This is a genomic window from Candidatus Clostridium stratigraminis (genome assembly GCF_045310675.1).
Classification (GTDB): Bacteria; Bacillota; Clostridia; order Clostridiales; family Clostridiaceae; genus Clostridium_AT; species Clostridium_AT stratigraminis.
In genome coordinates this window covers 1-26,286 of record NZ_JBJHZZ010000022.1, presented here as the reverse complement: position 1 = coordinate 26,286, position 26,286 = coordinate 1, and the positions used below count along the sequence as shown (strand labels likewise).

Annotated in this window: 28 protein-coding genes and 1 pseudogene; 1 reads left to right on the top strand and 28 read right to left on the bottom strand. The window is 31.0% G+C overall.

Annotation, left to right across the window (positions count from 1 at the left end; translation table 11 throughout):
- Nucleotides 1-96: 96 nt before the first annotated feature.
- The 13 genes from ACJDUG_RS16890 to ACJDUG_RS16830 form a co-directional block, all read right to left on the bottom strand.
- The gene (locus tag ACJDUG_RS16890) at nucleotides 97-597 is read right to left on the bottom strand and encodes a GNAT family N-acetyltransferase (protein WP_406771040.1); all 501 of its coding nucleotides are present in this window, start codon (nucleotides 595-597) and stop codon (nucleotides 97-99) included.
- A 48-nt stretch (nucleotides 598-645) separates the two neighbouring features.
- Nucleotides 646-1,029 carry a VOC family protein gene (locus ACJDUG_RS16885; protein ID WP_406771039.1) on the bottom strand — a complete coding sequence of 128 codons (384 nt, stop codon included), beginning with the start codon at nucleotides 1,027-1,029 and terminating at the stop codon, nucleotides 646-648.
- A gap of 210 nt (nucleotides 1,030-1,239) precedes the next feature.
- Complete coding sequence (locus tag ACJDUG_RS16880; RefSeq protein WP_406771038.1) at nucleotides 1,240-2,604, bottom strand: hypothetical protein; 1,365 nt, start codon at nucleotides 2,602-2,604, stop codon at nucleotides 1,240-1,242.
- On the bottom strand, nucleotides 2,604-3,203 hold the full coding sequence (locus ACJDUG_RS16875; protein WP_406771037.1) for a sigma-70 family RNA polymerase sigma factor: 600 nt from the start codon (nucleotides 3,201-3,203) through the stop codon (nucleotides 2,604-2,606). Before ACJDUG_RS16875 ends, ACJDUG_RS16880 begins: the two co-directional genes overlap by 1 nt.
- A gap of 82 nt (nucleotides 3,204-3,285) precedes the next feature.
- Complete coding sequence (locus tag ACJDUG_RS16870; protein WP_406771036.1) at nucleotides 3,286-3,756, bottom strand: GNAT family N-acetyltransferase; 471 nt, start codon at nucleotides 3,754-3,756, stop codon at nucleotides 3,286-3,288.
- A gap of 22 nt (nucleotides 3,757-3,778) precedes the next feature.
- On the bottom strand, nucleotides 3,779-4,300 hold the full coding sequence (locus tag ACJDUG_RS16865) for a GrpB family protein (protein ID WP_406771035.1): 522 nt from the start codon (nucleotides 4,298-4,300) through the stop codon (nucleotides 3,779-3,781).
- A gap of 28 nt (nucleotides 4,301-4,328) precedes the next feature.
- The gene (locus ACJDUG_RS16860) at nucleotides 4,329-4,853 is read right to left on the bottom strand and encodes a GNAT family N-acetyltransferase (RefSeq protein ID WP_406771034.1); all 525 of its coding nucleotides are present in this window, start codon (nucleotides 4,851-4,853) and stop codon (nucleotides 4,329-4,331) included.
- Nucleotides 4,854-4,946: 93 nt separating this feature from the next.
- Entirely contained in the window at nucleotides 4,947-6,869 is a 1,923-nt protein-coding gene (locus ACJDUG_RS16855; RefSeq protein ID WP_406771033.1) for an APC family permease, read from the bottom strand.
- 100 nt (nucleotides 6,870-6,969) lie between these two features.
- On the bottom strand, nucleotides 6,970-8,157 hold the full coding sequence (locus ACJDUG_RS16850; RefSeq protein WP_406771032.1) for an ABC transporter permease subunit: 1,188 nt from the start codon (nucleotides 8,155-8,157) through the stop codon (nucleotides 6,970-6,972).
- Nucleotides 8,157-9,065 (bottom strand): ABC transporter ATP-binding protein, encoded by a 909-nt coding sequence (locus tag ACJDUG_RS16845; protein ID WP_406771031.1) that lies wholly within the window; start codon nucleotides 9,063-9,065, stop codon nucleotides 8,157-8,159. Before ACJDUG_RS16845 ends, ACJDUG_RS16850 begins: the two co-directional genes overlap by 1 nt.
- A gap of 262 nt (nucleotides 9,066-9,327) precedes the next feature.
- The gene (locus ACJDUG_RS16840) at nucleotides 9,328-10,227 is read right to left on the bottom strand and encodes an alpha/beta hydrolase (protein WP_406771030.1); all 900 of its coding nucleotides are present in this window, start codon (nucleotides 10,225-10,227) and stop codon (nucleotides 9,328-9,330) included.
- Nucleotides 10,228-10,299: 72 nt separating this feature from the next.
- Nucleotides 10,300-11,103 carry a lipid II flippase Amj family protein gene (locus ACJDUG_RS16835; RefSeq protein ID WP_406771029.1) on the bottom strand — a complete coding sequence of 268 codons (804 nt, stop codon included), beginning with the start codon at nucleotides 11,101-11,103 and terminating at the stop codon, nucleotides 10,300-10,302.
- A gap of 798 nt (nucleotides 11,104-11,901) precedes the next feature.
- Nucleotides 11,902-12,465: an ion channel gene (locus ACJDUG_RS16830; RefSeq protein ID WP_406771028.1), complete on the bottom strand. Its 564-nt coding sequence runs from the start codon at nucleotides 12,463-12,465 to the stop codon at nucleotides 11,902-11,904.
- Between the two features lie 525 nt (nucleotides 12,466-12,990).
- On the opposite strand from ACJDUG_RS16830, the gene ACJDUG_RS16825 reads away from it, so the two are divergent.
- Nucleotides 12,991-14,628 carry a SulP family inorganic anion transporter gene (locus tag ACJDUG_RS16825; RefSeq protein ID WP_406771027.1) on the top strand — a complete coding sequence of 546 codons (1,638 nt, stop codon included), beginning with the start codon at nucleotides 12,991-12,993 and terminating at the stop codon, nucleotides 14,626-14,628.
- A gap of 79 nt (nucleotides 14,629-14,707) precedes the next feature.
- Here the strand turns inward: ACJDUG_RS16825 and ACJDUG_RS16820 are convergent, their stop codons facing one another.
- The 15 genes and pseudogenes from ACJDUG_RS16820 to ACJDUG_RS16750 all read right to left on the bottom strand — a co-directional run.
- Nucleotides 14,708-15,580: a damage-control phosphatase ARMT1 family protein gene (locus tag ACJDUG_RS16820; protein WP_406771026.1), complete on the bottom strand. Its 873-nt coding sequence runs from the start codon at nucleotides 15,578-15,580 to the stop codon at nucleotides 14,708-14,710.
- A gap of 267 nt (nucleotides 15,581-15,847) precedes the next feature.
- Nucleotides 15,848-16,996: a methyl-accepting chemotaxis protein gene (locus ACJDUG_RS16815; RefSeq protein WP_406771025.1), complete on the bottom strand. Its 1,149-nt coding sequence runs from the start codon at nucleotides 16,994-16,996 to the stop codon at nucleotides 15,848-15,850.
- Nucleotides 16,997-17,259: 263 nt separating this feature from the next.
- Entirely contained in the window at nucleotides 17,260-17,904 is a 645-nt protein-coding gene (locus tag ACJDUG_RS16810; RefSeq protein ID WP_406771024.1) for a class I SAM-dependent methyltransferase, read from the bottom strand.
- A 97-nt stretch (nucleotides 17,905-18,001) separates the two neighbouring features.
- Entirely contained in the window at nucleotides 18,002-18,553 is a 552-nt protein-coding gene (locus ACJDUG_RS16805; RefSeq protein WP_406771023.1) for a GNAT family N-acetyltransferase, read from the bottom strand.
- 80 nt (nucleotides 18,554-18,633) lie between these two features.
- Nucleotides 18,634-19,014, bottom strand: coding sequence for a hypothetical protein (locus ACJDUG_RS16800; protein WP_406771022.1), 381 nt, complete (start codon nucleotides 19,012-19,014; stop codon nucleotides 18,634-18,636).
- A gap of 54 nt (nucleotides 19,015-19,068) precedes the next feature.
- Complete coding sequence (locus ACJDUG_RS16795) at nucleotides 19,069-19,524, bottom strand: class I SAM-dependent methyltransferase (protein ID WP_406771021.1); 456 nt, start codon at nucleotides 19,522-19,524, stop codon at nucleotides 19,069-19,071.
- 20 nt (nucleotides 19,525-19,544) lie between these two features.
- Nucleotides 19,545-20,231: a class I SAM-dependent methyltransferase gene (locus tag ACJDUG_RS16790; RefSeq protein ID WP_406771020.1), complete on the bottom strand. Its 687-nt coding sequence runs from the start codon at nucleotides 20,229-20,231 to the stop codon at nucleotides 19,545-19,547.
- Nucleotides 20,232-20,258: 27 nt separating this feature from the next.
- Entirely contained in the window at nucleotides 20,259-20,858 is a 600-nt protein-coding gene (locus ACJDUG_RS16785) for a DUF3137 domain-containing protein (protein ID WP_406771019.1), read from the bottom strand.
- Between the two features lie 260 nt (nucleotides 20,859-21,118).
- On the bottom strand, nucleotides 21,119-22,000 hold the full coding sequence (locus ACJDUG_RS16780) for an aminoglycoside 6-adenylyltransferase (RefSeq protein WP_406771018.1): 882 nt from the start codon (nucleotides 21,998-22,000) through the stop codon (nucleotides 21,119-21,121).
- 220 nt (nucleotides 22,001-22,220) lie between these two features.
- A complete protein-coding gene (locus ACJDUG_RS16775; protein ID WP_406771017.1) occupies nucleotides 22,221-22,568 on the bottom strand; it encodes a cupin domain-containing protein in 348 nt (115 codons plus the stop codon).
- A 51-nt stretch (nucleotides 22,569-22,619) separates the two neighbouring features.
- Nucleotides 22,620-22,991 carry a VOC family protein gene (locus tag ACJDUG_RS16770; RefSeq protein WP_406771016.1) on the bottom strand — a complete coding sequence of 124 codons (372 nt, stop codon included), beginning with the start codon at nucleotides 22,989-22,991 and terminating at the stop codon, nucleotides 22,620-22,622.
- A gap of 91 nt (nucleotides 22,992-23,082) precedes the next feature.
- The gene (locus tag ACJDUG_RS16765; RefSeq protein WP_406771015.1) at nucleotides 23,083-24,330 is read right to left on the bottom strand and encodes a nuclear transport factor 2 family protein; all 1,248 of its coding nucleotides are present in this window, start codon (nucleotides 24,328-24,330) and stop codon (nucleotides 23,083-23,085) included.
- 106 nt (nucleotides 24,331-24,436) lie between these two features.
- Nucleotides 24,437-25,006, bottom strand: coding sequence for a DUF6652 family protein (locus ACJDUG_RS16760; RefSeq protein ID WP_406771014.1), 570 nt, complete (start codon nucleotides 25,004-25,006; stop codon nucleotides 24,437-24,439).
- 245 nt (nucleotides 25,007-25,251) lie between these two features.
- Entirely contained in the window at nucleotides 25,252-25,794 is a 543-nt protein-coding gene (locus ACJDUG_RS16755; protein ID WP_406771013.1) for a DUF7010 family protein, read from the bottom strand.
- A gap of 135 nt (nucleotides 25,795-25,929) precedes the next feature.
- Nucleotides 25,930-26,043 (bottom strand): annotated as a pseudogene (locus ACJDUG_RS16750) (hypothetical protein); the annotation flags it as partial.
- Between the last annotated feature and the right edge of the window lie 243 nt (nucleotides 26,044-26,286).

The window sequence follows — 26,286 nt, the reverse complement described above, 5'->3', positions numbered from 1 at the left end:
AAAACAGTAAAAAATAAGGCAAGTGTCCTATGCACAATTAGGAAGCTACACTATGCATTTTCTACTTGCAAAACACAGATGTATAGTTTCCTCCCATTAGCAATCAATCCAAATATAATGTCTCTCTTCATTTACCTTTTCTATTTTTCCGTTATTGTTTAAAGCAACTTTAATGGAATTTGTATTACTGTTTCTTACCGTAACTAATGCCTTTTCTATGTTTATTTTTTTAGCTTCTTTAATTATCATTTTCAACAAAATTGTACCATAACCCTTACTTTGTTCACTTTTACGTATAGCATATCCGATATGACCCCCTTCTGCTCTCAATTTATCTGTTAATAAGTGTCTTAGTTTACCTGTCCCAACAGGATGTCCATCAACAAAAAGCCAATAAGTATTTGAAGGAACCTGCCAATCTTCCAGTCCTAACCCCTTAGACATAGCATCGCTACTACTAAGCCATTCCTTATATTCTCTAAATGATTTCCCATTTACCTCATTTATAAAACCATTTTCATCTTTAGGTATTTCTTGCAGCATTTCATAGATATCCATGCCATCACTTACAGTTAATTTTTTTAATTCAATTTTCATATGCCTCTTCCCCCTAAATATTCTACCATTGTACAAAGACAATGGCTTCTAATTACCTTTTATTCCAAAACCTATCCATCTTCCATCAATATCCTCAACTACAAATTCTTTATTATGATAATCTGTATTAAATAATGGCCTGACAATATTCGCACCTGCACTTTTAAATTCTTCTTGCAGCATTTCTTGACAGTCTGTTATAAAATATGCATCATATCCATACCCATATAAATTTCTATTTGGGATTACTTCTTGTCCATTTGATTTAGTTAAAATAATCTCAGTAGAATCGCGATACAAACAAATATGTGGTTCTTTTGAATCAAGGTAATGTACTACTTTAAATCCCATTACCTTCTCATAGTAATCTGATGTTTTTATAATATCAGGTGTTGGAAACACACAATGAGACATTAACAACATTTTCTCCATAATGCTTTATTCCTCCAAAATTAAATTTACGAGTTAAAACCACATGTCTATATACCGTTTTATAAAACCCTATATATAGATTATAAACCATTATATTACACATTTCTACATAAAAAAGTCCACCAGGCAAGGCGGACTGAAGCATCTTGTTATCTCTGTTTAGGTCTACTATACATTTAAAAATTCTAGTTCAACTGCTTAAATAATAGCTTACTGAAACTTCAGTATACATTCCTTATCTAGAAGCATCATATTAATATAATAGCTGCCAGTGGAAATTAAATTTACAGTATTTTCTGCAGCGTTTTCATCAGCCAATACTCCATAATTAACTATATAACTATCTCCTGCTTTATTCTTTCCTAAAATCCTGCCTGCCACAGCTCCTCCAGTTTTCCCTACATATAGTGAAAAGTAGGAAATATTAAGGCCTGGTATTTTGCTTTTTATTTCATAAGTAAACATAAGATTATATGGGGTATTAGCATTAGGCGCAATTTTTTCAACGGATTTAATATTTATACTTGAAATAGAATTATTAAGTGATTTATTAATTTCTACCTTTTCACCTGCCTTTGGAACTTTAAATTTTATTCCCTCTAAGGATTCTTTATTTTCAAAGGAGAAACCTTGATACAATTTATTAAATTTCAGTGAAACAATCTTTCCCTTAATATTACCGTCAACATAATATTCATTGCCTTGGGGTGTTGATTTTTTTATCTCATATTCATTTCCGTATTCGTCTATTGCCTTAATCTTACTATCTGTGTCTGTAACAATTGAGCTATAAAAATTAACTCCTTCCATGTCCTTCTCATAGGTAGAATTAAGTGTAAACTTACTTCTGTCTTCATTTAGAGGAATGGCACTTACAATAATGCCATTAAAATTTTGGGAAACAACCTTATCCTTTATATCTTCAGATTTTTCAAAAGGGATACTTACTTTACTTCCCTCCACATCAAAGGATAATGAATCAATAGGAGCTTTAGGATTTCTTATTGTATAGGTATAAGTTATTTCTTTATAATTTTTCTTATCATCTAATGAGGAAAAATCAGGGAGTTCACTATCCCAGTATATTTTCCCTCCATTATACTCTATGGCTATTTCATTAATATCTATAGTTTTCGGATATCGAAATATTGCCGTAACAATAACCTGATCATTATATATACTTAGCCAGCTAGAATAAAGCTCCACCTTTTTTCCCTGTACATTGAAAAAAACAGGTTCTTTCATTACCTTCACTTCTAACATAGCTTTGCCAGTATCCTTAGAAGCAAGGCCAAATCCAGGTATATACACTATCACCTGCCGAACTGCTGCAGCAACATTATCAAACCCAATAGTAAATAAGCCAAAGAAGATCAACATAACTGCAGCTGCACAGGCGATTAACTTTCTAGAGAAAATTGATGGCTTTCTATTTGTTCCTATTTTTTTATACACTGAAGATTTAATTTTACTTATTGCCTTTTTGTCTATATTAAAATTGATATCCTTATCTAATAGAAATGATGTTTCTTCTTCATTGAGCTTGTCTAAAGTATTTCTTAATTTATCCTCCATTACAAAACACCTCCCAATACTTTTCTAAGTTTCACAAGACCTCTTGAAACTTTCTTATCGATGGTATTTTCTTTAATGCCAATTGCCTTAGCAATTATCTTTGTGCTTTGCCCAAAATAATATTTACGTATGAATATTTCACTGTCTGGCTCTCCCAAAGCCTTTATTTGTTTTATAATTAGGGCTTGACCTTCCTTTTCTGTTACAAGCTGTTCAATTATTACAGAGTCTTGCAAAGTATCCTCAGTAAGTAAATAGTCTAAAGGTATTACCTTACTATTCTTGTTTTTTAAATTACGATAAATATCGATAGCTTTTCTCTTTGCCACAACGGCAATAAAAGCTTTAATAGTACTTTTTTGCAAATCTATTACTTCTCTCTTTTTGTATACCTCATAAAAAACATCACTCATACATTCTTCTATATCCTCTTTTGAACATATCATAGATAATTTATCAAAAGCTATAGCATAAACTAGTCCAGCATACATATTAATCATTTTATCCAGTGCCTTTTCTGGTTTTGTTTTAAATAAATTCAATAGTTCACTATCTGAATGCAATATCTCACCTTCTTCAATAATTAATAGCCTGTTCATTATATATATTCGTAACCTATAGGTTAATTCTGACAATAAATTATAAATTTTATAAAAAAATAGAGATACATAAAAAAGTATCTCAGTTTGTATAAATATAAACTTCTTCCTGCCACTCTTCTATCCATCCTTCATATATAAAACCTAATTTAAGCAGCAAATTTTTAGAAGGAATATTTTCTTTCTCAATCATAGCTTTTATTTCACAATCAGAATAGCATGATTTAAGTTTTGATAATATGACTTTCAAAACCTCTAAAATATAGCCTTTCCGAGAATAAATTGGATTAATAGTATAACCAATTGATATAACCTTTTCATTTTTTACAATATATAAATCTCCTAAAAGATTATCATTGGCTTTATAGGCAATAGCAAGTTGTATTCCATTTTCAATGTTTAAAGGAGCTAGTAAAGCCTTTCTATATTCATCTTTCGTTAAATTCTTAAAGCTTTGATACTTCATCCATTCTTCATTGTTTCTATAAGTCATAAATGAGTCTAAATCTTTCTCTTCAAAACATCTTAATATACATCTGTCAGTCTCAATCATTAGAACACCTCAATTAAAAATTCTATTCTAATCCAATTTTTTTATAAATTTCAATTATACATGGACTCTTGTATTCTAAATAACTATCAATATCTGTAGGATATAGCTTTGCTGCTTGTAGTTTTACAGCACTATACTTATCCATATCCTCTTTATGTGTTCTCAAATAATCTCGAAACAATAGATGTCTTTTTAATTCATCAGAATACTTGGGACAAACATATAAATGGTGAATCATAAACTCATTTTTTTGCTTTTCATCATATGAAAAAGCTTGTCTATTCTTTATTCCCAAATCACCTTCATAATAATATCCTAAGCCTTCTAAACGAGATTTGACTTCTTCAAAGCTATGGTAGCTTTCTATAATAACATCTAAATCTATAATAGGTTTAGCGGCTAATCCCTTTACAGAAGTGCTTCCTACATGCTCAATGCCGAGAGTAGTATCCTTAAGTACTTTCTCTAGATACATTTTTATTTTTTCAAATTCATGACTCCAATTGTAATCATAAGGCATGACAATTACATTATTAGTTCTCATTTTTACACTCCAAACAAAAGCTTATTTCCTAATGAATTTCTATCCAATATCTTTGAGTAACTTCTCCATCTTCCATAATTTCATTTTCTAAAATTCCGCCATTGCTGATTATAGTCTTTGCTGATGCAGTATTTGATTTATCACAAGTAATCAATACTTTTTTTATGTCTAATTCTTTAATTATTGGTAATAACAACGCCTCTGAAAGCATTTTTGAGGCGTAGCCTTTTTTACGCTGAGTAGGTCTTATTCCATAACCAATGTGTCCACCATAATTTAGCAAATAGTCATTTAACTCATGCCTAACATGTAAAGACCCATAAATTTTTTTATCCTCGCCTACTAGAAAATACAGTGTAGATGGTACAAAGCCTTTCTCATATGCTTTACTTGTAGCCATATCTCTCCAAAAATTAAGCAGTTCCTCATAGTTAGAAATACTTCTTCGTGATGCATATGGGACTATATTTTCTCTGGACTTTTCCCATTCATCAATATATTCAAGATATTCCTTTTCCATTTCAATTGTTGGTTCAATTAATCTAAATAACATTACATCCTCCATTAATTTAAACTAACTTTTATAAAAATTTATTCATATAGAAAATTTATTAAAATAGCATTTTTTTAATAAACAAATAGCATTCTACATAGTCCAAGGTTTTTCATGAGTTGGATTGTATATACTTGAGCTTAGCACCTCGTCATCATCTTTTAACTGAAGCGGCATGGTAGATACAACTATATGCTTATGCTTCATGAGTTCCCTTTCAATAAATACTCTTGTTCCATTGTGCAGAAGCTTCTGCCACCACTTCCTCACTGCAAACTGCGGAAGCATAACTGTAATAATATCACCAGGCTGATAATTGTATTCCTCTGATTTAATAAAATCCAGAAGAGGCTCTATAACCTTTCTATAGGGTGAGTATTTTACTCTAAGAGGTATATCAGTTATTATTTTCGAATAATGACTTCTTAACTTTTTCTCATTTTTTTCATCTATTACAACACTAAAGGCGGTTACATTATCCGAAATTGTTCTCGCGTACCTCAATGCGCGAATACTTGATTTATTTATACTTTCAATTGGAACTATAACTCTATTTCTGTAATGATCTTTCGAAATATTTATCTGCTTATATTCCTCAGTTTTAATATGCAGTTGTTTTGCAATAGAAACATAGTGTTTTTTTACATTTAGCATTAAAATTATTAGGATAGGTATAACAATAACCACTATCCATGCACCTTCGCTAAATTTAGTTACAGCAATAATTATTACCGCAATACCAGTTACAAGTGCTCCTGAGCCGTTAATCAAAGCCTTTATGTGCCAATTCTTGCCCTTTATCCTAAACCATCTAAAAAACATGCCGGTTTGAGACAATGTAAAAGAAATAAAAACCCCCACTGCATATAAACCCATCAACTTCGTAACCTTCGCATTGAATGCAATTATTAACAGAGCTGCAGCTGTAGATAATATAATTATCCCATTTGAATAACTCAATCTATCACCACGCATTTTAAGCTGACGTGGTACAAAGCCCTCATTCGCCATTACTGATACCAGCATAGGAAACCCTGAAAAGGCAGTATTGGCTGCTAATACAAGAATTAAAAACAATGCAGCAGTAATAAAATAAAACATTACTGAATTAAAGAAGGTAGCTCGCCCGAAAATCTGATCTGCCATTTGAACAAGTACTGTTTGCTGCATAGCTCCAGGCGTTGCATGATATATATTAGCTAATATGGATGTTCCACCAAACAATACAAGGATTATTACAGACAAAAGTAAAAGGACTGTTTTAGCATTTTTAGTTGGCGGATCCTTGAAATTAGGCACAGCATTACTAACAGCTTCAACTCCCGTTAAGGCCGTACAGCCATTTGAAAAGGCACGTAAAATCAGTATTAATGATACAGCTTCAGTTCCATAGTAGCTGCTAGAAACCTTTGGTTCACTTATGGGCACCCCAGTAAAATATTTATAAAAACCTGCAATAAGCATGCAGACCACTGCAAAAATAAACAAATATGCTGGCAGACCGAATATTTTAGAAGATTCTCTAATACCCCTTAGATTGCCAATCATAAGAATTATTACAAGAACTACACTTATTGGTACTACATATGGCCTCAGTGATAAAAATGCTGATGCCAGCTGAGAAACACCAGAAGATACACTTACAGCCACAGTCATAATGTAATCAATTGAAAGTGCTGCACCTGCAGTGACTCCTGCAAATACATTAAGGTTCTCTCTTGCTACAATATAGGCTCCTCCTCCATTTGGATAATTATCAATTGTCTGTCTATAAGAAAGCATAAGTAGAGTTAATAGGCCTATTATAGCTAATGAAATATACAAAACGAAATGGTATGATTGAAGTCCTATCACAGGTATCATAACCAACAGCATTTCTTCCCCTGCATATGCAACAGAGGAAATTGCATCACTAGAAAGTATAGGAAGCCCCCAGGAAACATTATATTTTTCATCCTTTAATTCAGCATTATCTAATGGCCTCCCAATAAGAAAATACTTCAATTCCTTAACCATAATTTTCCTCCTGAGAATACTGTTCTCAAATTTCCCCTTGTGAATTTATCTTATATATTATTAGATACAGATAAATACTAATCAACTACTCTTCTAATATTTATATTAGTATATCCTTCTTTACAAAAGCAGTATGAGCTATGGTATATGAGACTACTATCCACATAATAAGAACAACTACTCCAAAAGCTGGAGTGAGGCTTGGAAGCTTGAGACTCATGGAATAATTACCATTTAGTAAATTAGAACCATCTCCGTATATAGTAAATAAGTAAGGTGCAAGTTTAGATGCTCCTGGTATATTTTGAACTATGGAAAATACTATAATAAGAATTGTGCTCACTGCCATAGACACCATGCTGGACTTAAATACTGTAGAAATCATAAATACAAATGTGGTTACTGCTATCATAAATAATAATTGAAATAATAAAACCTTAACCGTAAAACTTCCTATGGTCGTCAGATATTGACTGCCAGGTACTATTTTCATAGGATGCAAACCACCTTCAGTTTTTGAAATGTCAAACACATACCTTGCTCCTGTTATTACAGGATTTTTACTGTTTCCAAACCCAAATATGAGTCCCATTACTATATAAGATATTCCTTCTACAGAAAAAATAGCAGTCATTACAGAAATAAGAACAGTAATATATTTTGCAAATAATACCTTACTCCTAGATACAGGCTGAATTAAAAGGAACTTCATTGTTGCAGGGGTGTATTCTCCTGAAACCATATCAGAGGAGAATATTGCAATTCCTGCAGCCAGAAATATTGCTCCTAGTATTGTGATTAATTCATTTAAGTATATAAATCCATTTAATCTATTTGTATCTTTAGGACTTATGCCAAGTTCTAACTGCTTTTCAAGCTTCTGTTTTTCAAGACTTAAGCTATTTTTACGACTTTCATCGGTTTCATGAGATATATTATCATCTATTTTTTTAATTTGGGTATTAATATCATTCTTGTAATCATAAGGCTTATCCTTATTTTCCTTGAGAGTTTTTATTTGTTCTTCCATATTAGCTATATCTTGTTCCGTTAACTTTTTTTGCTCCTCTGAAACTTTACCATTTTTTAATTCTTCTTTCATGTAACTTATGGATTCTTCCATATTTTTTATCTGAAACTCTGGGCTTTCATATTTTGCCATATTCACATCGTTCTTATATGTTCCAAAACAAACTAAGCCTACTAATACTACAAAACATATAAATACTATAAGAGTTTTAGGCCTTTTTACGAGTTTAATAATCTCATTATGTATAAGTTTAATCATTAATTTTCGCCCCCCTCAAACAGTTCCAAGTATCTGTCCTCTAGATCTTTCTGCTTTCTATAGACTTCTCCTATAGGAACTTTTTCCTCACATAGCTTAAATATAAGTTCTGATATATTCTTTTTGTCTATAGTTATCGTGAATTTACCATCTCTATAAATAGTACTTTCAACATACTCCAGTCCGTTTAATATGAGCTTTGCCTTTTCATCATCTGATGTTTGAAGTATATATACTTCTTTATTTACAGCTTTATCTCCATTTAAATATTCCACAGACTGAATTAATCCATCATTTATAAACGCTACTTTATCGCATACCTGCTCTATTTCACTTAAAATGTGAGAAGATATAAATACAGCTGTTCCAGTCACATTTGCTGCCTTTCTTATAATTTCTCTAAAGTCCATAATCCCGGTAGGATCAAGTCCATTTGTAGGCTCGTCCAATATTAATAATTTAGGTTTCGATATAAGTGATGCAGCCAGACCCAATCTTTGCTTCATCCCCAAAGAGTATTTTTTTACCTTATCATTAATTCTTCCTTTAAGCTCAACTAATTCAACAATTTTCCCTACATATTCCTTATCAATATTTCTTATCCTTGCTATCTGCATTAAGTTCTGCCAGCCTGTTAGATATTTATACAGATCTGGATTTTCCACTACTGCACCAACATAGGATAATGCCTTTTCTCTTTCTTTATGAATATCATGCTCCATTATTTTTATTTCTCCGGAGTTTTGAAAAATAAGACCAACTAGCATCCTGATTGTAGTAGTCTTACCTGCTCCATTTGGTCCTATAAATCCGAAAATTTCTCCTTCTTCAACTGAAAATGATATACCCTTGATTATTTCTCTTTTTCCCAGTCGTTTTTTAACATCTGTTACTTCTAACGCCTTCATTTTTATCCCCTTTCCAACAATCGCTGAATTTTCAAATAATTTTCCCCTTTTTAATAGATGTTAACGAATAATTTCGTCAATTCTTGTAAGTTACAAAGCGATATGTAAATCATATCATAATTTTCCATATATTTATACATATTTGTAATAAAAGTAGTATATTTTCTCCTTACTTTGTGTGTAATAAAACATATACAGGCTGTATATCAAAGTTTTATCTTACTTCACTAATTAAGATTATTGTATTGTAATAAATGTATAACTACGATCTATATTTGTAGAAGAATTCTACTTGTTCATCATTGAGCTTAATTGCTTGATCTTTTTTTATATCAAGATGAAACACATGATTATCCGACCTGTTGTTATGCCCATATTCTTTGTAAATGTAAGTAATTCCCGCATTTCTTAATTTATCAAGGAAAACAGGTTTACAGCCTACTAGTTTATCATTAACACTACATGTTATAAAGGCTGGAGGATACTCTGGTGTGATGTTTGACTGAAAGTCCATTTCCTTTTCATACTTGTAAATTTCTTTACCAAGATAGTCTATTAGTAAATTTTTTAGAAGCCTATTTACGAGCTTATTTCCGTCCTTTCTTACCCTATCAAGAGGATCAAACATACCGCAGTTTAATCCCAATGCCTTTATTTTAATATTAGGAGTTTTAAGGTTAAACATTTTTGCATAATTTACATTAGTAATTATGGCTGAATATTGGCTTGCAATCTGTGCACCTGCTGAATCACCTACAACGAACAGGTTGTTTAGGTCAACATGAAACTTTTCTGCATTTTTCTTCACCCAATGAAAAACAGCATTTACATCCTCTAGTGCAGCAGGAAATTTATACTTAGGTGCAAGACGATAGTTGAAGTTTACTACTGTAAATCCTGAGCGTGCTAAGTTCATACAATAATACTGATATACCTCCTTGCTTCCGTATACCCATCCGCCGCCATGAACTGAAATAATTACTGGCAGAGGCCTTTCCTCTGAGCTTGGATAATACACATCAAGAAAATGGTTTTCCATTTCATCCCCATAGTAGTCCAGATCGTCATACCTATTGATATCATCCGGGGTAATTAGCCCTTTATCCCTTATAGCATCTCCCTTTTTGAACAAAACATTTAATATTTTTGATGTTACAGACATTTATTATCATCCTTTTTTTCCTACTAATATCCATACTAATACCAATGATAGGATTAAGTCGCAGGAATATAATTATATTACTTTAGCTATAAAAGCTATTGCCTTAGCTGCAGGGACTAATAAAAATTGAGCTAAAATGGTACCCATAATTAATCCCTGTACTATAAAAATTATGCATCTATTAAACTGTGATAGAGTACATTCACCTTTTATTACATCATCTGTTAGCATTGATATGTATGGATCTACGAATATAAACATAAGTATGGTAGACATTCCGTTTATTACTGATGCTAAGGTACTGCAAGTAGTCCTTAATTCTGGATTTAAACACCCAGCATACAATGAGGACAAAATACCAACAGTTGATATTGCAAAGGCTAAAGTATTAAGCAAAATAATTTTTTTGGGTATCGATTTAAAACTTTTTAACTGTTCCAAAATCTCTCTTTTAGGCCTTGTAAGACTATTTTTAAACTGCTCAATTCCTGATTTAGAGAAGCCGTGTAATAATAACTTAGGCATTGAACGATAAATACTAAACCCTTCGACAGCCTTTCCAAAAACTTTTATAAATGTTGGCATAAGTAATGCACCAATAATTGTAGCTAATGTTGTAGAAACTAAAATCCATCTGAATATAAACAATAAGCTTTGAGGATTTCCCGCTTTTATAGTATTTTCAATTGTTTTGGCCATTAATGGTGCTTGTATACTATTTGCTGTTCGAGATATTAATGCGAAAATATTAAATACTGCAAAAGATATTGCTATCCTTCCTGTTTTTACACCAACAATTCGTACAGAATAAGCTAAAGTTGAAATAATATAAATGATAATTGTAAGAATCAAGACAATTATTACTTGTGTTGACATTTATTTTCCCCCATTTTGCCAAAAAGGCATCCCATCATGATATTTACCCCTTGAACCTATATATAGATTATAATCCACACTTACACGTTCCTATATAATAAAATTTTCTTTCCGAGTAAACATAAAATTTTAGTATACTATCCTAAAATTTTATTTCATTTTAAGTTAGCTATAAAAAATAATAAGGATATCTCACCTTATTATTTTTCTCGTTAAAGGCTTCCAGAGCCTTAGTTACCTTTAATTTGATTGAATAACTAAATTAATTTAATACCCTCCACATCAATGTATTTAAGTATTAAAAAATTCTTGATGATAAACTTAATTTCTCCTGCTTCAGATTTTGCTAATTTATCTATATACACATTTATATTATCAAGTAAATAGTAATCATATTGACTTAGAGCCGCCGGCACTTTATACTCTACGTTTGGGGTAGAGACACTCACTCAACAGCCTTTGGGTCTTATCAAGCTTAAAGTTAAACATTTAATTTCTTTCTTTTTTAAATAGTTTTTTGCTTCCTCATTAATAATAATGTTCAATTAATCATCTCCAAGAAATAATTATACTCGAATTTCTCTTCGGTTACCTATCCTTGAATAAATCTTATATATTGATTATAAAGCAAAAAATTAAACATTTCTATAATCTTACTCTTTCTATATTCCATTAAATAATCTGCGTGCTCTTTAACACTATAACCAAAATTATCAGGCTTATCACTATATTTCACCTTATTATAATTTCTTGTTAAAAAATTCGAGAACCTTTAATTTAATAAACCGTATCTAATTGCTACTTATTAGAAATCTTAAGAAGTAAAATTGGAAGCATAATCATGCTCAAAATATATGCACTTATCATTTCCATTGTTGATACTAGATACATTATATTTCCAACAGGATGCATATCTCCATAACCTACAGTAAAAAATGTAGTTGCGCTAAACCAAAGACAATCAATAAATGCTTTAGGCAGTTTATAATTAACTTTAATAGGATCCCTAAGAAAGTTCCCGGCAAAAGGGCTGAATAAATTATTAATAGGAAAGTTATGTATTATAAAAAATATAACTGCATTAACAAATATAATAATTAGAACTACCAAAAAAATTGTTGCCATTGTTTTAAGCATTGCATGCTGTATGTCACTTTTACTATATGTACTTAGATTGCTGTTAATTGATAGTATTAGAATTATTATCACAAAATATATAAAAAGCATATATAGAATAGGTGTAATTTCTACTATTGATATTTTTATTAATGGTATATATTTTTGTGCAGCATATTTTGCTGAATAAATATATGCAACCTGGACTATTCCATAAATAGATATAGTTATATTAATAAAATTCATTATAAAGATTTCCAGAAGCTTCACAGAATCTACTTCATACTTACTTACTGTATAGTACTTAAATGATATTATAAATGAGCATATCAAGCTTATATATAATAAAGCATAGCTTTTAAAGAATACTGCTAGTATAAAACCACATAAGCATATAAGAATTCCGCTTACAATATTTATTTTAATATGAGTAGATAAAAACAAATAAAGTATACAAATGCCTCCTATTAAAATTTTATAAATTAAAATGAAAAACACCACCTTATGCAGCTTTAAATCATAATTATTTATATGCTAATTCTAAATAACTATTTCTTATAATTTATTAGGATAAATTTTAGCTGCGACTCATTAGTGCTTATTAACTCTATGTAGTTTGTGATTGTCCCTCAAAATGAAATATCTAATGCCTAAAATTTATAAAAAATTAATGTTTTGAACATACCTTAACTTTTTTATGTTAAAATGTTAAAGTATGTTCAAAATTTATAATTTTTATTTAAAAGATATACAATACGAGGGGGACTATATTTGTTTAAAAATTTCGTACTAAATTTAAAGAATGAGTTTAGAGGATATGACAGCAGTACTCTAGTAAAGGACATGCTTTCAGGATTGACAGTAACAGCTGTAGCGCTTCCATTAGCATTAGCCTTTGGTGTAAGCAGTGGCGCAACAGCCGCCTCAGGGATGATAACTGCTATTTTTGCAGGTATTATCATTGGGCTTCTTGGCGGTGCTTCATATCAAATTTCAGGACCAACTGGGGCCATGACGGCAGTACTTGTTCCAATTGCCCTACAATTTGGTATACAGGGTATTCTTGTTGCAGGTTTTATATCTGGAATAATTCTTCTTATTGCAGGTATATTGAAATTCGGACATATTGTAAATTATATTCCTTTGCCTGTAATTACTGGCTTTACTTCAGGTATTGCAGTTATCATAGCACTTGGGCAAATAGATAACTTTTTTGGTACAGTTAGTAAGGGAAAAAACGCTATAGAAAAAATCATATCCTATTCCAGCCTTGGATTTAATCCACATTTGTCCACAATTTCTATAGGTTTATTAGTAATACTTGTAATGCTTCTATGGCCTAAAAAGTTAAATAATATTTTTCCTTCTTCACTAGCTGGTTTAATTATTGCTGTTATTGTAAGTTCTTTAGGTAATCTTCATGTCGCTGTTGTAGGAAATATTCCTGCTAAGCTTATTCTTAATGACAGATTAAATTTTGCAGCTCTTTCAATAGAAAATATAAGGGCTCTTATAATGCCATCTATTAGTATTGCAGCATTAGGAATGATAGAAAGTTTACTTTGTGGTTCAGCTGGCGGAACAATGAAAAATGAAAAGTTTAATGCAGATCAAGAGCTTATAGCTCAGGGTGTTGGTAATATTATAATACCAATCTTAGGTGGTGTGCCTGCTACAGCAGCAATAGCTAGAACAAGTGTAGGTATAAAATCAGGAAGTAAAACAAGATTAACCTCAGTATTTCATTCAATAGGACTAATAATATCCATGTTTTTGCTAGCACCAATAATGTCTAAGATTCCTCTTTCTGCACTAGCAGGCGTATTAATTGTTACAGCTTGGAAAATGAATGACTGGAACCGTATTTCAAATATCTTCAGCAAAAAATTTAAGGGTGCTATATGGAAATTTATTCTCACTATGGCAGCTACAATATTCTTTGATTTAACAACAGCCATTATTATTGGAACTCTATTTTCGCTTATTTTGTTCATTGCAAGGATTTCAGACATTGATATAACTATAAGCGATGTTCATCCTGAAAGACTGTCAGCAATTAATATTGATATGCAGAAGCTTAAAAATGCAAAGGTTATATATTTTACGGGTCCACTTTATTTTGGAACATCAGATAAGCTTACTAACGCAATGTCAGAATTAGACAGTGCTAGTCTTGTTGTTTTATCCATGCGTGGTATACCAATGATTGATGTTTCCTGTGCACTTGCTCTTCATAAATGCATTAGGGAACTTAACGTAAAGGGTGTTGAAGTTGTATTTTCTGCAGTACAGCCTAAGGTGGAAGAAATGCTTAAGAGAACGGATACTTCTAATTTTATTAATAATGGTAATATTTTTTGGAGTACTGATGATGCACTTGCGTCAATCCTTGAGAAAAAAGTAGTTTAATTATAAGCAATCTTAAATTTTATTTTAATTACCTTTACATGTTTTAATCTAGCAAATTTATAAGAAGCTAACTAAATAATTAGCTTCTTATAAATTTATTTTTCATACAAATCATTTTCTTTTCCGGAGCGCCTATATCATTTGCAATTACATCACATTTGGTCATTAACAAAAAATAAATGTTTTTATTTTCTTCACTCAAACATTCATAGTTAGCTTGCCCTTTAGCAATTATTACATCAGCCTTTTTATAGGCTTCTTTAAACTCAGAACTTGTCCGATGAAGGACAGTCCCAAGAGAACCATCCCCGTTATCTATAACCTCAGCATATTCATCAATTCCTACAGTATAAGCGTCTTCAGCTATAGAATCATTTACAACCGGTTTACCCCGTACACCAAATAATATTTTAAGATTAGGATTCTGTTCTTTTATTTTCTTTAAAAGAATTTTGTCCAAGCAGATTTCTCCACAATTATCACCTAAGTATAATAATACTTGCGAATTTAAAATATCTTCCATTAGCGTTTTAGAATCATCTATTACTAACTCTAAATGCTCCATTTTTTCAAAGTAATCGAAAACATCCTCTAATAATGTATTGTGAATCGGATTAAAATCTATAATATTGCCAACAATAGCATACCGCACAGCTAATTGAAAGGGATCCACAGCTTGTTCAATATTCTCCTCAAATTTGGGTAACAAATCTAGAAATAATGTATTATAGTAATTTCTTGTTTCTTTATATGGATCCGGATTATTGGTATGCTTTTTTATCATGTCAAAAGTTTCTCCAATAACTTCCGGAGTAGTTGTCTCAAAATCAATTTTACTGAGATAGGTAAAAACCTCTTTCAATAACTCTTCCTTTTTATCAACACCTGTAATGTTTGCCACTTTGATAACTTGGTTGATTATACATGGCAAGCATTTATCATGCATTCTCATACATGCACCTCTTTCGTAATAATATAAATCATATTTAACAGTTTTATAACCTATATGTAGATTCTAACCCATATCCTTACACTGTTCTATATAAAAAACCCCTGCCATGGTGAACGGCAAAATTATGTTTGTGATGTTCTAGGTCCTTTACTATCAATATGAGTATGGTTTTCTCCAAGAATTTCTTTCAATGTAGTTTAAATTATAAGAATGAGACGGCACATTTTTAATACCAGTTTTTAAAACATGCCTCCTATTATTACAATATTATAATTTAAGTGCGATTTCATTTAATTTTCCTGACATAGAAGTAACTTCCTCGATGCTTGATGTTACCTCTTCCGCTGCAGCAGCTTGCTCCTGACTTGATGCCAAAGAACTTTGGCTCTTTTCACTAGATTCATTTACTTTAGCTACAATTTTTTTAGTTAAATCTTGAATCTTAGGAACTGTGCTTCTAGACTGTTCAGACAATTTCCTAATTTCGTCTGCTACAACTCCAAAGCCTCTCCCTGCATCGCCTGCTCGTGCTGCCTCTATTGCAGCATTTAATCCAAGCATATTAGTTTTATCTGCTATTCCTTTTATAAATGTGGATATTTCATTTATTTCTTGAGATATATTTATTATTTCATTAATGCTGCTATTAAGATCCTGCTCATTTGCATGTATATTAGATGCAGATGCTGCTAATTCTTCAATAGTAGAAGCTATTTCTGTAAGGCTATCTTCTAAACTTTTAGACATTCCTTTTAAGGTTTCTGCTATATATCTAGGAACCGCCATACCAAAGGTTCCAATAACATCTCCTGTATCTTCATCAAACAAAGGGCAGCATGTCATAATACATGGTTCACCAAATACTGCAGCATCATATTCTTTAGTAAAGGTCTTTTTATTTTTTATTACAATAGCTGGAGGCATATCCTCTGTTAGAATAACACCAGGGTCTATTACTTCAATATCGAATTTTTTTGAATTCTGTGAATCTGTATATTTTTCTAAGTCTGTAACATACATTTCAATACCATCTGCAAACATTTCGGATAGAACTGGTGCAAAATTCTTAAAGGCTTTTACTACTGGATGTGTAACTGGAAATATAGAAATGAACCCCCCAACAACTTGTCCTTCATCATTTACGATGGGTTCTGCTACAATCTTTAACCTTGTCCCATATAAAGAACGTGAAACATTTTCTATTAAAGTTTTCTTTTCCCTCATAGCTTTAACCATTATACTGTTTATATCTAGTTTTTCCCCAATTTGAAATATGTCCAAATCAAATTCATGAGAAGCTCTTCTCCAATTAATAGCTTCTTCATCACAGATCAAATACATAACACCGCCTGGTATCATATTTGTCTGAGTTTCACACATACCTTTTATGTATTCTATTCCACTTATAGAAATCATATTTTTATCTCCTCAAATCAAAGTATAATTTAAAAATTTCTAATTTCAGTTTTAACGTATTTAACTTATTAATTACATTTATATTGATTATATACCACAATATTACATATTCCTACAATATTTCTTGAATAATTGTGTTTTTTTGGTGTTTTTTTAAAGTTATCTTTTTACAAAATTGATTTAAAAATCTCATAGTAAAAATGGCTATGTTAAAAATGCATAATATTAAAGATAAAAAATGATATTAGAACAAAAAAGACTGCCTAGGCAGTCTCAAACTTATAGTTTTTTTTACATTTTATCATTATAAATTTAAATGGAGGTTTATTTTCCTTATTCTTATGTGGTTCAATAATTTCGGAGTATTCTACTAATCCATACTTTCCAAATTCTTGTTTTATGGAGTCAGAATCATAAAAAAACATTTTTACCCCATCCATTGTCTCAAAATAGTCTTTACCAAGTTGTTTACCCTTTCCAAACATAGGAGCTTCTTTTGAAATAGTAGTAAAAATCATATATCCATTTGGCTTTAACTGATTATAGCAATCTCTAATAAACTTCTCTCTCTCAGGATTATTCAATAAGTGAATAAGTGCATAACAAAATATGCCATCATAAAGCTTACTATCAAAAGGCATATCATTTACTGAACCATGAAAAACACTAAAATTAAACCCATTTCGCCTTGCTAAATCAATTGCTGTTTTCGAAATCTCAATACCTGTTACATTTATTCCGTTGTCAATAAAAACCTTTGCGTTTCTACCATATCCAATACCAGGTATCAATATATCCTTAATCTTCTTTTCAAGAAAAAAGTCCTTTGTCGAGGTTGCTGAGTCTGAAGGTTCTAACCCCCACATCATTTGATTTTCTATAAAGCTAGCTTCCCAGAATTCTGTCATAACTCAATCTCCTTTATTATAAAAACTATCTCATGAAAATAATCATCATTTCATATAATCATAACTTTGTATCAAACTGAAACTAATTCCATAAAATCTAATTCTGTTCTTTTATTTGATTTCTAGAAGTCCAACAATCTTTTGTAAATACAAACTCATATGTATCAAAAGTTTTATCCATCAGTTTTGCATAGTAAGTTCCTTCCTTTTCAAATGAAAACCCGCATTTCTCGATTAAATGTTTGGAGCCTTCATTATTTTGAAAACAGCACGCATATACATTGCAGATACCATTTAAGAATAAATACTCTAACACTGCATTTAATACTTCTGTCATCAAGCCACGATTCCAATAGTCCCGATTAAGCGCATATCCCAATTCTTTTGTATCTTCTTTAGCATCTTCAGAATCATCATGAATACTAATATGCCCAATAACCTTATTATTTTCTTTATATACAATTGCTAGTTGTTTCTCATTTTCAATAAATGCATTTAAAACTTTTTCTGATTGCCGGATATTCTCATGATGAGGCCATCCGGCAAGCTCACCTACTCCTTCTTGGCTACAATAGTCATGTAAATCTATTAAATCATTCTTAACAAAATTCCTTAAAAAAACTCTATTTGCCCTAATTCTTATCCCCATGTAATCCCCCTTACATACGTATACCCTAAATTTAAATACATACCTTAACTAAAGCAACCTTTAGTATGGCTAAAGTTATTTTATTTTATCCCATAAGATATAAGGATACATGGTGCTTGAATAATATAGGCACTATCTTTATTACTCATAACATATTCGCTTATTTTTGACTCACCATCAACATACTTCATAGCTTCTTGCTTACTTAGGCCTCTATTAATTAGAGAATTTATGTAATCTATTTTCTTATTCTCTGATAACTCTTTATTCCATCCCCAAGCAGTTGCCATGGCATCAAAATGTTTGGCATGTTCTTGCTTATTTCCATGTGGATTAATAAATTTAACTCTGTCGTTCATTCTAACTCCGATATTATGTAAACCTAATTCCTGCATATATATAGGAATTTTAATTGCCAGTCGATAATCTCTACCTCCATCCTCCAATTCCTTCTTATACATTTTTCTATATAAAGGTATCATGCCAAGCTCAGCATAATCTAAGCCGCTAAAATACTACCCAGCCTTTTCTATTTCTAAGTCACCCTCCATGCAAACAACTAACCCATTTCTTACAACTGCTTGTATCATCTTTTCTAGAATATTCTTTCCATTAGGAATATGTCTTAAAACTGCTTGTGATATTGCAAGGTCGTAACTTTCAGTAGGTACATATTCATTTAAATCTGCTTTAATAAATTTGGTGTTATACCCTGAATTTTTGAAAACATATTTTGCATCATCAAGAAGAGTATCGCTATTATCTATACCTGTATATGTACTACCTTTAGGTAATATGGGCAATAATAGTAATCCGACATAACCAAAACCACAACCAAAGTCAATGATATTTACAGGTTTCCTAATTTTCCAGACCTTTTCAACAAGAAATTCCATATAATCATCATTACACCAACCAGTTCGTATTGCTTTTAAAAACTCTAGTTTTTCATTCCAAATTGACTGACTCATAAATCCCCCCCCTTTATTCATTATTTTTTTCGTAGAATAACATGATGAAATGATGCTATTGCTTTATACTCTTCCAATTCACTTACCTTCAATTCCATTTCTAACATCTTCTCCTGCCATGTCTTATCATTATGGATTTCTTGATTTTGTTGTAAATCCCAAAAGGTTCTTAACCCCAGAATTTTTTCTATCAAAAATTTATCTGACCATTTTACTAACTCTTTATCTTCATAGTAATTAATAGTGCCAAATTGTTGTGCATTTCCACTTTTACCTTCTAATAGTTCATTGGCATGCTCAAAGTTATTTAGTAACACTACCATCTGCATAACTCTACCTGTCCTATTATGTTTTAAAATAGAAAGATACCCATTGGTTTTCAATATTCTTGAAAATTCTTTAATAATATCTTCTCTTTCAATAGCATATTCAAAAACATTGTGGCACAATATAACATCAAATGATTCGTCTTGAAAATTTTTAAGTTCCTTCACATCTCCTTTTATTTGTCTATAGTCATTTCCCGTGAATCTATCCTTAAACATTTTTTCACCTGGCTCAATTGCTATAACCTCATTGTTTATAGCAAAGTGGTCCGCTGTTATACCATTTCCACTTCCAAAATCCAGCACTTTACTATCATGTACGAATTTTAACTGTTCCCATATCATTTTCTTTTGTAATAATTCCCAAGTTCTAATACTCATCCTTAAAACCTCTTATTTTCAAGTATATTATAAAACTACATTTGGCTCCTCATCACTTGCGGAGCCCATGCTGCACAATTCCTTTAACACTTCCGCGAAAAGCTCATATAAATCTTTAAGTCTATCAATATCCTTTATAACACCAGTCGCCTGGAAGTATAGCTCATCTACTCCCTGAGGAAAATGAGCACTGAAGAATCCTTCATCATCTTTTATTTCTAGATTAATCTTGGGCTGTTCTTGTATTAAATTCCTGATGCTTTTATTTGAAAATAAATGTTTTACCTTTTCTTCACTATTACTTTTTATAACGAAAGCCTCATCAAGCTCTTCATAACCAATGTTTATGTCTTCCATGCCCAGCATCATACCGAGCCCGCTAAAAATTCCAGTTCTATATATTTTGAAATAGAAATTATCTAGATTTACGAAAGGTGCTCTCATTCTAGTATAAGTTATTGATGATTTTCCTGTGGATACAGTATAGGTATCTAATACTACCACCCAATTATCTACGTGGGCTTCTACTCTGTCTCCCGCCCAAAAACCCTTATTTACATAATCAGCCTGAATTTTCTCAGCCAGCTGATGCCAAACTTCTTTTTTGCTTGGTCCAAATAATCCCACAAAAATTCCCCCTCTTAACATTTAATCATCTACTAATAAGCATATATATGCCGTTAATATGTCCATGGAAATTAACTCTATTTTTCCTTTTTACTTATATTCTATTTAGTTGTTCTTATCTCTTTCTTTCATCATTGTTTAGCATCTTCACAGTCATCTATATAGCCCATTTCTCCTTTAAAAATAGTAACTTCCATATTACACCTCAAAAATATATTCATTAATTTAAGTAGTTTTCACTAAAGTCAAGCTGCACTTTATTAGTAAATTTCCGTTGCAGCCCCTGATAATTCCCTAATATGCTTAATAAATGCAAAGCTTCTTTTAGCTTCATCATAGTTATACTCATATTCAAATACTTTACCTACTTTAGGAGCAATCTCTGCAAATAAATCACATGTTGTAATTAGTGCATTCCAAGAAGAATCATAATCGCTCATATTGAAAGTAATCATCAATCTCTTCCATATATCTGAATCCAAATACTCTTTTAAGTACTTATTTGCTTTCCCCGTACTTATCTTAAATTCTGTTTTAGTACCTACGAACCAATTCAGCATAGTTAATAATTCTTGTCTTACATAACTATTCATTACGTCTATTGTAAATAGAATCTCTTTTCTCCAAAGCCCTTTTGCACAATATGGTGCTACCCACCAAAAATTATTACAACGACTAAAAAATTGACCATATGTAGGCTTTTTAACCCAATAATCTTCATCTGATGGTGCTGGAATTTGAGGTAACAAGTTATCTTTATCAAGCAGCGGAATGGTTAGCTTATCTGTTCCGTATTCTTTTAGTAACATTTCCTTAGTTTGAATATGTAAGTCAATTCTATTTCCATCTGTAAACTGCATTAAATAAGTATAGCTATTTTTAAAGTCAACTTTTCTTCCTTGCATTTTATCTAGCTTATCAGGTTCCTGGAAAATAATTGGTTCACCAAAAATCTTTGTCCACCCATCATCGATTATAAAAGATTCTGTTTCCTCGACTACATAAACAATGTCATAATCCTGAAAAATGTCCTTTTTTACATTAGGATTTGCACGTGATCCGTTCATATATACTGCTCTAACTCGATTATCTCTTTTTGCAACACTCAATATTAACTCAAACATTTCCTTTTCAGTTCGCATAATAATATTCTTCTTTCTTTTTCATATTTACTACTAATACTTATGAACCATATAACAGTTCCGCATAAATAATTAAAAGCTTTTGATCAGCTACTGTGTTAAATCCAAACTAAATATAGTAATTATTAGGTTATACAAAAAGGCACCATCTGACGCCAAATTTATTGATACACCATCTTTCTTGTATAAGAATAATCAAGTGTAGATTATTCTTATGAAGTTAATTTTCATATAAATCTCCACTATTTTCTTTGTTAAGTGTACCATCCAACTCAATCATTAAGAATCTTGTTAAACTCTTTACTACAGGTCTATGTCTAATTCCTTTAGGGACAATAATAAATTCTCCTTCATTCACTTTAATTAACCCTTCATCTGTTTCTAAATTAAAACTACCTTCAATCACATAGAATAATTCATCTGAGTTTTCATGAACATGAAAATCCAGTGTACGATTCTCTACATTGACAACACTGAGAACATGACCATTTAATTGACCAATCTTATCATATACATATAACTTATCAACGGAATATACTGCAGATTTCAAATTTACTTTTTCTAACATAATACCACCCCTAAAAAAGATAATTTTACAAAGACTTGTTATTGATTTTGCTTATTTCGCGCATAGGCAAAAAGGATGCCCTTCAGGGTCAAACATTGTTACAAAGTAATTTCCACCAAATTGGCTTTCAGATTTGTAAGCCCCTAATGTTTCTGCTTGCAATACAGCTGCAGGCAAGTCATCAACTTGGAAATCAAAATGCATTTGTTTTTGCTGTTTTGTTATCTCCTCTGGCCAAACAGGTTTAACATATTCAAAATCTGCTTTCAAAAACAATAGTACAAGTCCTGATTGGCTGCGTAAAGCCGGGCAATCATACATGATGCAAGGGTCCCAACCTAGAAGTTCCTCATAAAAATTACGTAGTCTATCTGCATCTGTGCAATCGATAGCAATGTTGCCTAAACAAATTCCCTTTATCATTCTAATAACCTCCAATATATGTTAATTTTAATTCACTTTTATTTACTGAGTAGTCCTAAGCTGCTGAGTCACGTTAACAATAAACTTTAACCTACTTCTCATTTTCATCTATTTTTCCTTCAATTACCCAGTATGATGGGTATGAAAAATGTATATTATGAAAAGCAAGTCCTTGTTTTTGCCTTAATATAACTGCATCAAGCCTAATAGGACATGTATAACTTACACCTACAGCACTTTCCTTTAGCATATATGATATACTCCTATGTGCAACGAATAGCTTTTCTTTTGATGTAATGTTGGTATCTAATAAACTCCTAAGATCATTTAAAACTCTAGCAGCAAGTTCATCTTCTGTAAGGCTTTGACTCATGGTGCCACAAACACTAATCCATACTACATTATTAAATTCATTATAAATAGCATGTTCTAAATCTAAAGAAAGTTTAGAATTACTGGTTACAATAAAAAAATCAACTATTTCATCAATTCCTATATAGCATTTATTCTCCGGTGCAACAATATAAGGGGTTCTTTCTGGTGTAAAAAATCTATTTATCGTTTCTATAGAAATGTTATTCTGATGAGTTAGTTCTGTTTCTAAACCCTTCAGCAATGTATTCAATTCTAAGGACAAATTGTTATTATAATATTTATCTATAATTGTATTCTGATTATTATAGCTTTCAAGAAATTCACTTGAACTCTCAAAACGCTCATCAGGAAAATCTGCCTTAGGCATGGAGAATTTCAGATGTACAAATTTCCAATTATCTTCTTTTAGGAGAACTCCGCTTAAGCGAAGAGGCAAAAGATATTCTCGCTTATTATGAAGACGTTGATGATATGTTAGGGATAATACCCAATTAATAAAGGTTATTTTCTGTTTTGGAGTAAGTCCAGGCTCTTCTACTTTACTTTTAATAAAATCAACATATCTATTATATCTTTCTGAAGTATCTTCAAAAGTACATTTAACAGAGCCAGTTGTATAAAACCAAGCAACATTATTTTCAATATCAATATAAGTTCTTTCCAAATGTATATTAACATCACCCCAAAATTTCCAATCATCTTCAAGTAAAGCTTTTATCTGTTCTTTACCGAAAAATAATTCACCTGATCCTGTGCCGAGTATATATGTATCTTTTTTATTTATAAACAGCTCATCTACAAAAGCATCTATTTTTTCTATGTCCCTATTAATATAACCCAACTGAAATTGCATAAGAGCTTTTTTAACTGCTTCATATTCATCCTTTGACTTATTTGATATGTTCTTTTGCTCAGAATATGATTCTAAAGAGTTATGTAAAATTTGCGTTTCTAATTTACTCATCTTTACCCCCCCTCATTTATAACTATCTAGTCTATATTTTATTATAAGAAATATTCCAAAAGAACTTCTTTTCACTGCCCGTTTCAATGATTGCATGCAATGACTTCTATTCACGAATTCCCACAACTTTATTTTTAGCTAATAAAATTATCGTATCTAATACATCTAGAACAAAACATAGTTGCAGTACCACGTGTAATATCAATTTCCCTATCCTAAGCCTTTTTTCTTTATACAAAATTAATGAAAACCCTATTCCATATATTGATGTAAATATCACTGCAAGATATGTAAAAAAGATAGGAATTAAAAATAATAATGGTATCGGTGTTACCAAAATAATACCTCTAGATGCGGCGAAAAACAGTAGGAACACCAAAAGATATATAATAAAATTAATAATAAAGTAAGGAATCACCCCAAATTTAAGTGATTTCATGCTCTTTCTCATTGAATTGTAGTCATTGTTTTTGAAAAGAATAAATGAATTTAAAGCGTTTATTCCTGCAAAAATTATGTTTAAAATACTAGAAACAATAAGTGCAACTACTAATATCCACTGCACCCAGTTGGCCATGTCATTATCTAACATTGTTCTTAGTAAAAACAATAACGATAAGATTACTATAATTAGATTAAAGTATAGCCCCATCAGTGTGTTTCTTACATTTCTCATATAGGTCCCCCCTACTTAAAGTTCACAATAGATTAACTATAATGATATTCTCATTATTTTTCACATCTACTTCACCTATAATAAAATTTCTGCATAATCAACATATTGCTGAATTCTTTCTTTTAAAAAGCCATTTTGTATTCTTTTTAATATTTCCTTAGCTTTTTCCTGTTCTCCATAATTGTAATAAAGGTATCCATCTCAAATATATGTAACTTCATCACATTTTTCATAGTAAGATTAGCTTATGCTTTTATATTCAATGATTTATTTTCAAGAATTAGCCATATACAAAATATAATTTCAAACACTACCATAACTATTGAAACTACAACAGCATTAAATATAATTCCAATAATAAAAATAGTTAAGGATATTAGTACAGACATTACTGAATATGCTTTTGATTTATATAGCCATCCAAAAGGCATTAAATGTGCTCCAAAGATAATTGCCAAAACCATTACCATTTTATCTGGTACAGTTGGATATACCCACATAGCAATTAATATATACAGAAATTGATTACAAGAAAATAAAAGCCCTAATTTACTTAAAGGATTATTATTTATTGAAAACTCTGCTTTTATTATCTTTGAAATCATATATGCAAATGGTAAAAGCGGTGTTGTAACACAGAAAGTTAGCAAATTTCTAGTTGTAGTATTTTCTATAGGTAGTAGCCATACAACCAACACAACACACCAAATAATTACAGAGGCAATAATAAAAGGAAGTCCTTTTTTCCCCCTCTTGGCAATATCAGTTCTTAATTCATCTAAATTCATCTTTTTCTCCCCTATACAAAATAAGAATCTTTTTAGGTAGATGTTTCAGGTTCTAAACACTAAATAAATCATAATTTTTTGAACAGCTTCACTCATTACTATATAAACTTTTAATCCACCCAGGGAACATTATTTCTATAAAAACTCTTCCATGGCCTTTTTCAGTGTGGAATTAATAAAGTCACTTTTGGCATTGGTATACGAATTTCTATCCTCTTTGAATTTTTCTGCCAATTCTTTTTTCAACCTTGAATATTCCTCTTCCTAATCCAATCATTATTTCACTTTCACCTTTTTTATTTATTGCTGAATTCTTATAAGTTGCTTCTCAACATTTTACTTATATGTTGTTAATCCACCTATATATAGATTATAAACCATAAATTTACACATATCTATATAAAAAAATCCACCTGTGTAGATTGTCAAGTAAAATTGACCCCTTTTTGCGTTTAAATTTGACCCCCTACGGGTTAAATTTCAATCAGTTCA

Bases quoted from the DNA above. Each gene is read 5' to 3' on its own strand.
- ACJDUG_RS16865 (WP_406771035.1), bottom strand. From the start codon at position 4,300: ATGAGAACTAATAATGTAATTGTCATGCCTTATGATTACAATTGGAGT.
- ACJDUG_RS16800 (WP_406771022.1), bottom strand. From the start codon at position 19,014: ATGTATAAGAAGGAATTGGAGGATGGAGGTAGAGATTATCGACTGGCA.
- ACJDUG_RS16805 (WP_406771023.1), bottom strand. From the start codon at position 18,553: ATGGGGATAAGAATTAGGGCAAATAGAGTTTTTTTAAGGAATTTTGTT.
- ACJDUG_RS16770 (WP_406771016.1), bottom strand. From the start codon at position 22,991: ATGATAAAGGGAATTTGTTTAGGCAACATTGCTATCGATTGCACAGAT.
- ACJDUG_RS16880 (WP_406771038.1), bottom strand. From the start codon at position 2,604: ATGGAGGATAAATTAAGAAATACTTTAGACAAGCTCAATGAAGAAGAA.
- ACJDUG_RS16860 (WP_406771034.1), bottom strand. From the start codon at position 4,853: ATGTTATTTAGATTAATTGAACCAACAATTGAAATGGAAAAGGAATAT.
- ACJDUG_RS16835 (WP_406771029.1), bottom strand. From the start codon at position 11,103: ATGTCAACACAAGTAATAATTGTCTTGATTCTTACAATTATCATTTAT.
- ACJDUG_RS16870 (WP_406771036.1), bottom strand. From the start codon at position 3,756: ATGATTGAGACTGACAGATGTATATTAAGATGTTTTGAAGAGAAAGAT.
- ACJDUG_RS16840 (WP_406771030.1), bottom strand. From the start codon at position 10,227: ATGTCTGTAACATCAAAAATATTAAATGTTTTGTTCAAAAAGGGAGAT.
- ACJDUG_RS16775 (WP_406771017.1), bottom strand. From the start codon at position 22,568: ATGTTAGAAAAAGTAAATTTGAAATCTGCAGTATATTCCGTTGATAAG.
- ACJDUG_RS16820 (WP_406771026.1), bottom strand. From the start codon at position 15,580: ATGAGAATGCATGATAAATGCTTGCCATGTATAATCAACCAAGTTATC.
- ACJDUG_RS16760 (WP_406771014.1), bottom strand. From the start codon at position 25,006: ATGAGAAATGTAAGAAACACACTGATGGGGCTATACTTTAATCTAATT.
- ACJDUG_RS16845 (WP_406771031.1), bottom strand. From the start codon at position 9,065: ATGAAGGCGTTAGAAGTAACAGATGTTAAAAAACGACTGGGAAAAAGA.
- ACJDUG_RS16810 (WP_406771024.1), bottom strand. From the start codon at position 17,904: ATGACAGAATTCTGGGAAGCTAGCTTTATAGAAAATCAAATGATGTGG.
- ACJDUG_RS16850 (WP_406771032.1), bottom strand. From the start codon at position 8,157: ATGATTAAACTTATACATAATGAGATTATTAAACTCGTAAAAAGGCCT.
- ACJDUG_RS16855 (WP_406771033.1), bottom strand. From the start codon at position 6,869: ATGGTTAAGGAATTGAAGTATTTTCTTATTGGGAGGCCATTAGATAAT.
- ACJDUG_RS16765 (WP_406771015.1), bottom strand. From the start codon at position 24,330: ATGAGTAAATTAGAAACGCAAATTTTACATAACTCTTTAGAATCATAT.
- ACJDUG_RS16755 (WP_406771013.1), bottom strand. From the start codon at position 25,794: ATGAATTTAGATGAATTAAGAACTGATATTGCCAAGAGGGGGAAAAAA.
- ACJDUG_RS16795 (WP_406771021.1), bottom strand. From the start codon at position 19,524: ATGAGTCAGTCAATTTGGAATGAAAAACTAGAGTTTTTAAAAGCAATA.
- ACJDUG_RS16875 (WP_406771037.1), bottom strand. From the start codon at position 3,203: ATGAACAGGCTATTAATTATTGAAGAAGGTGAGATATTGCATTCAGAT.
- ACJDUG_RS16885 (WP_406771039.1), bottom strand. From the start codon at position 1,029: ATGGAGAAAATGTTGTTAATGTCTCATTGTGTGTTTCCAACACCTGAT.
- ACJDUG_RS16790 (WP_406771020.1), bottom strand. From the start codon at position 20,231: ATGAGTATTAGAACTTGGGAATTATTACAAAAGAAAATGATATGGGAA.
- ACJDUG_RS16780 (WP_406771018.1), bottom strand. From the start codon at position 22,000: ATGCGAACTGAAAAGGAAATGTTTGAGTTAATATTGAGTGTTGCAAAA.
- ACJDUG_RS16815 (WP_406771025.1), bottom strand. From the start codon at position 16,996: ATGATTTCTATAAGTGGAATAGAATACATAAAAGGTATGTGTGAAACT.
- ACJDUG_RS16830 (WP_406771028.1), bottom strand. From the start codon at position 12,465: ATGAATTTTATTAATATAACTATATCTATTTATGGAATAGTCCAGGTT.
- ACJDUG_RS16890 (WP_406771040.1), bottom strand. From the start codon at position 597: ATGAAAATTGAATTAAAAAAATTAACTGTAAGTGATGGCATGGATATC.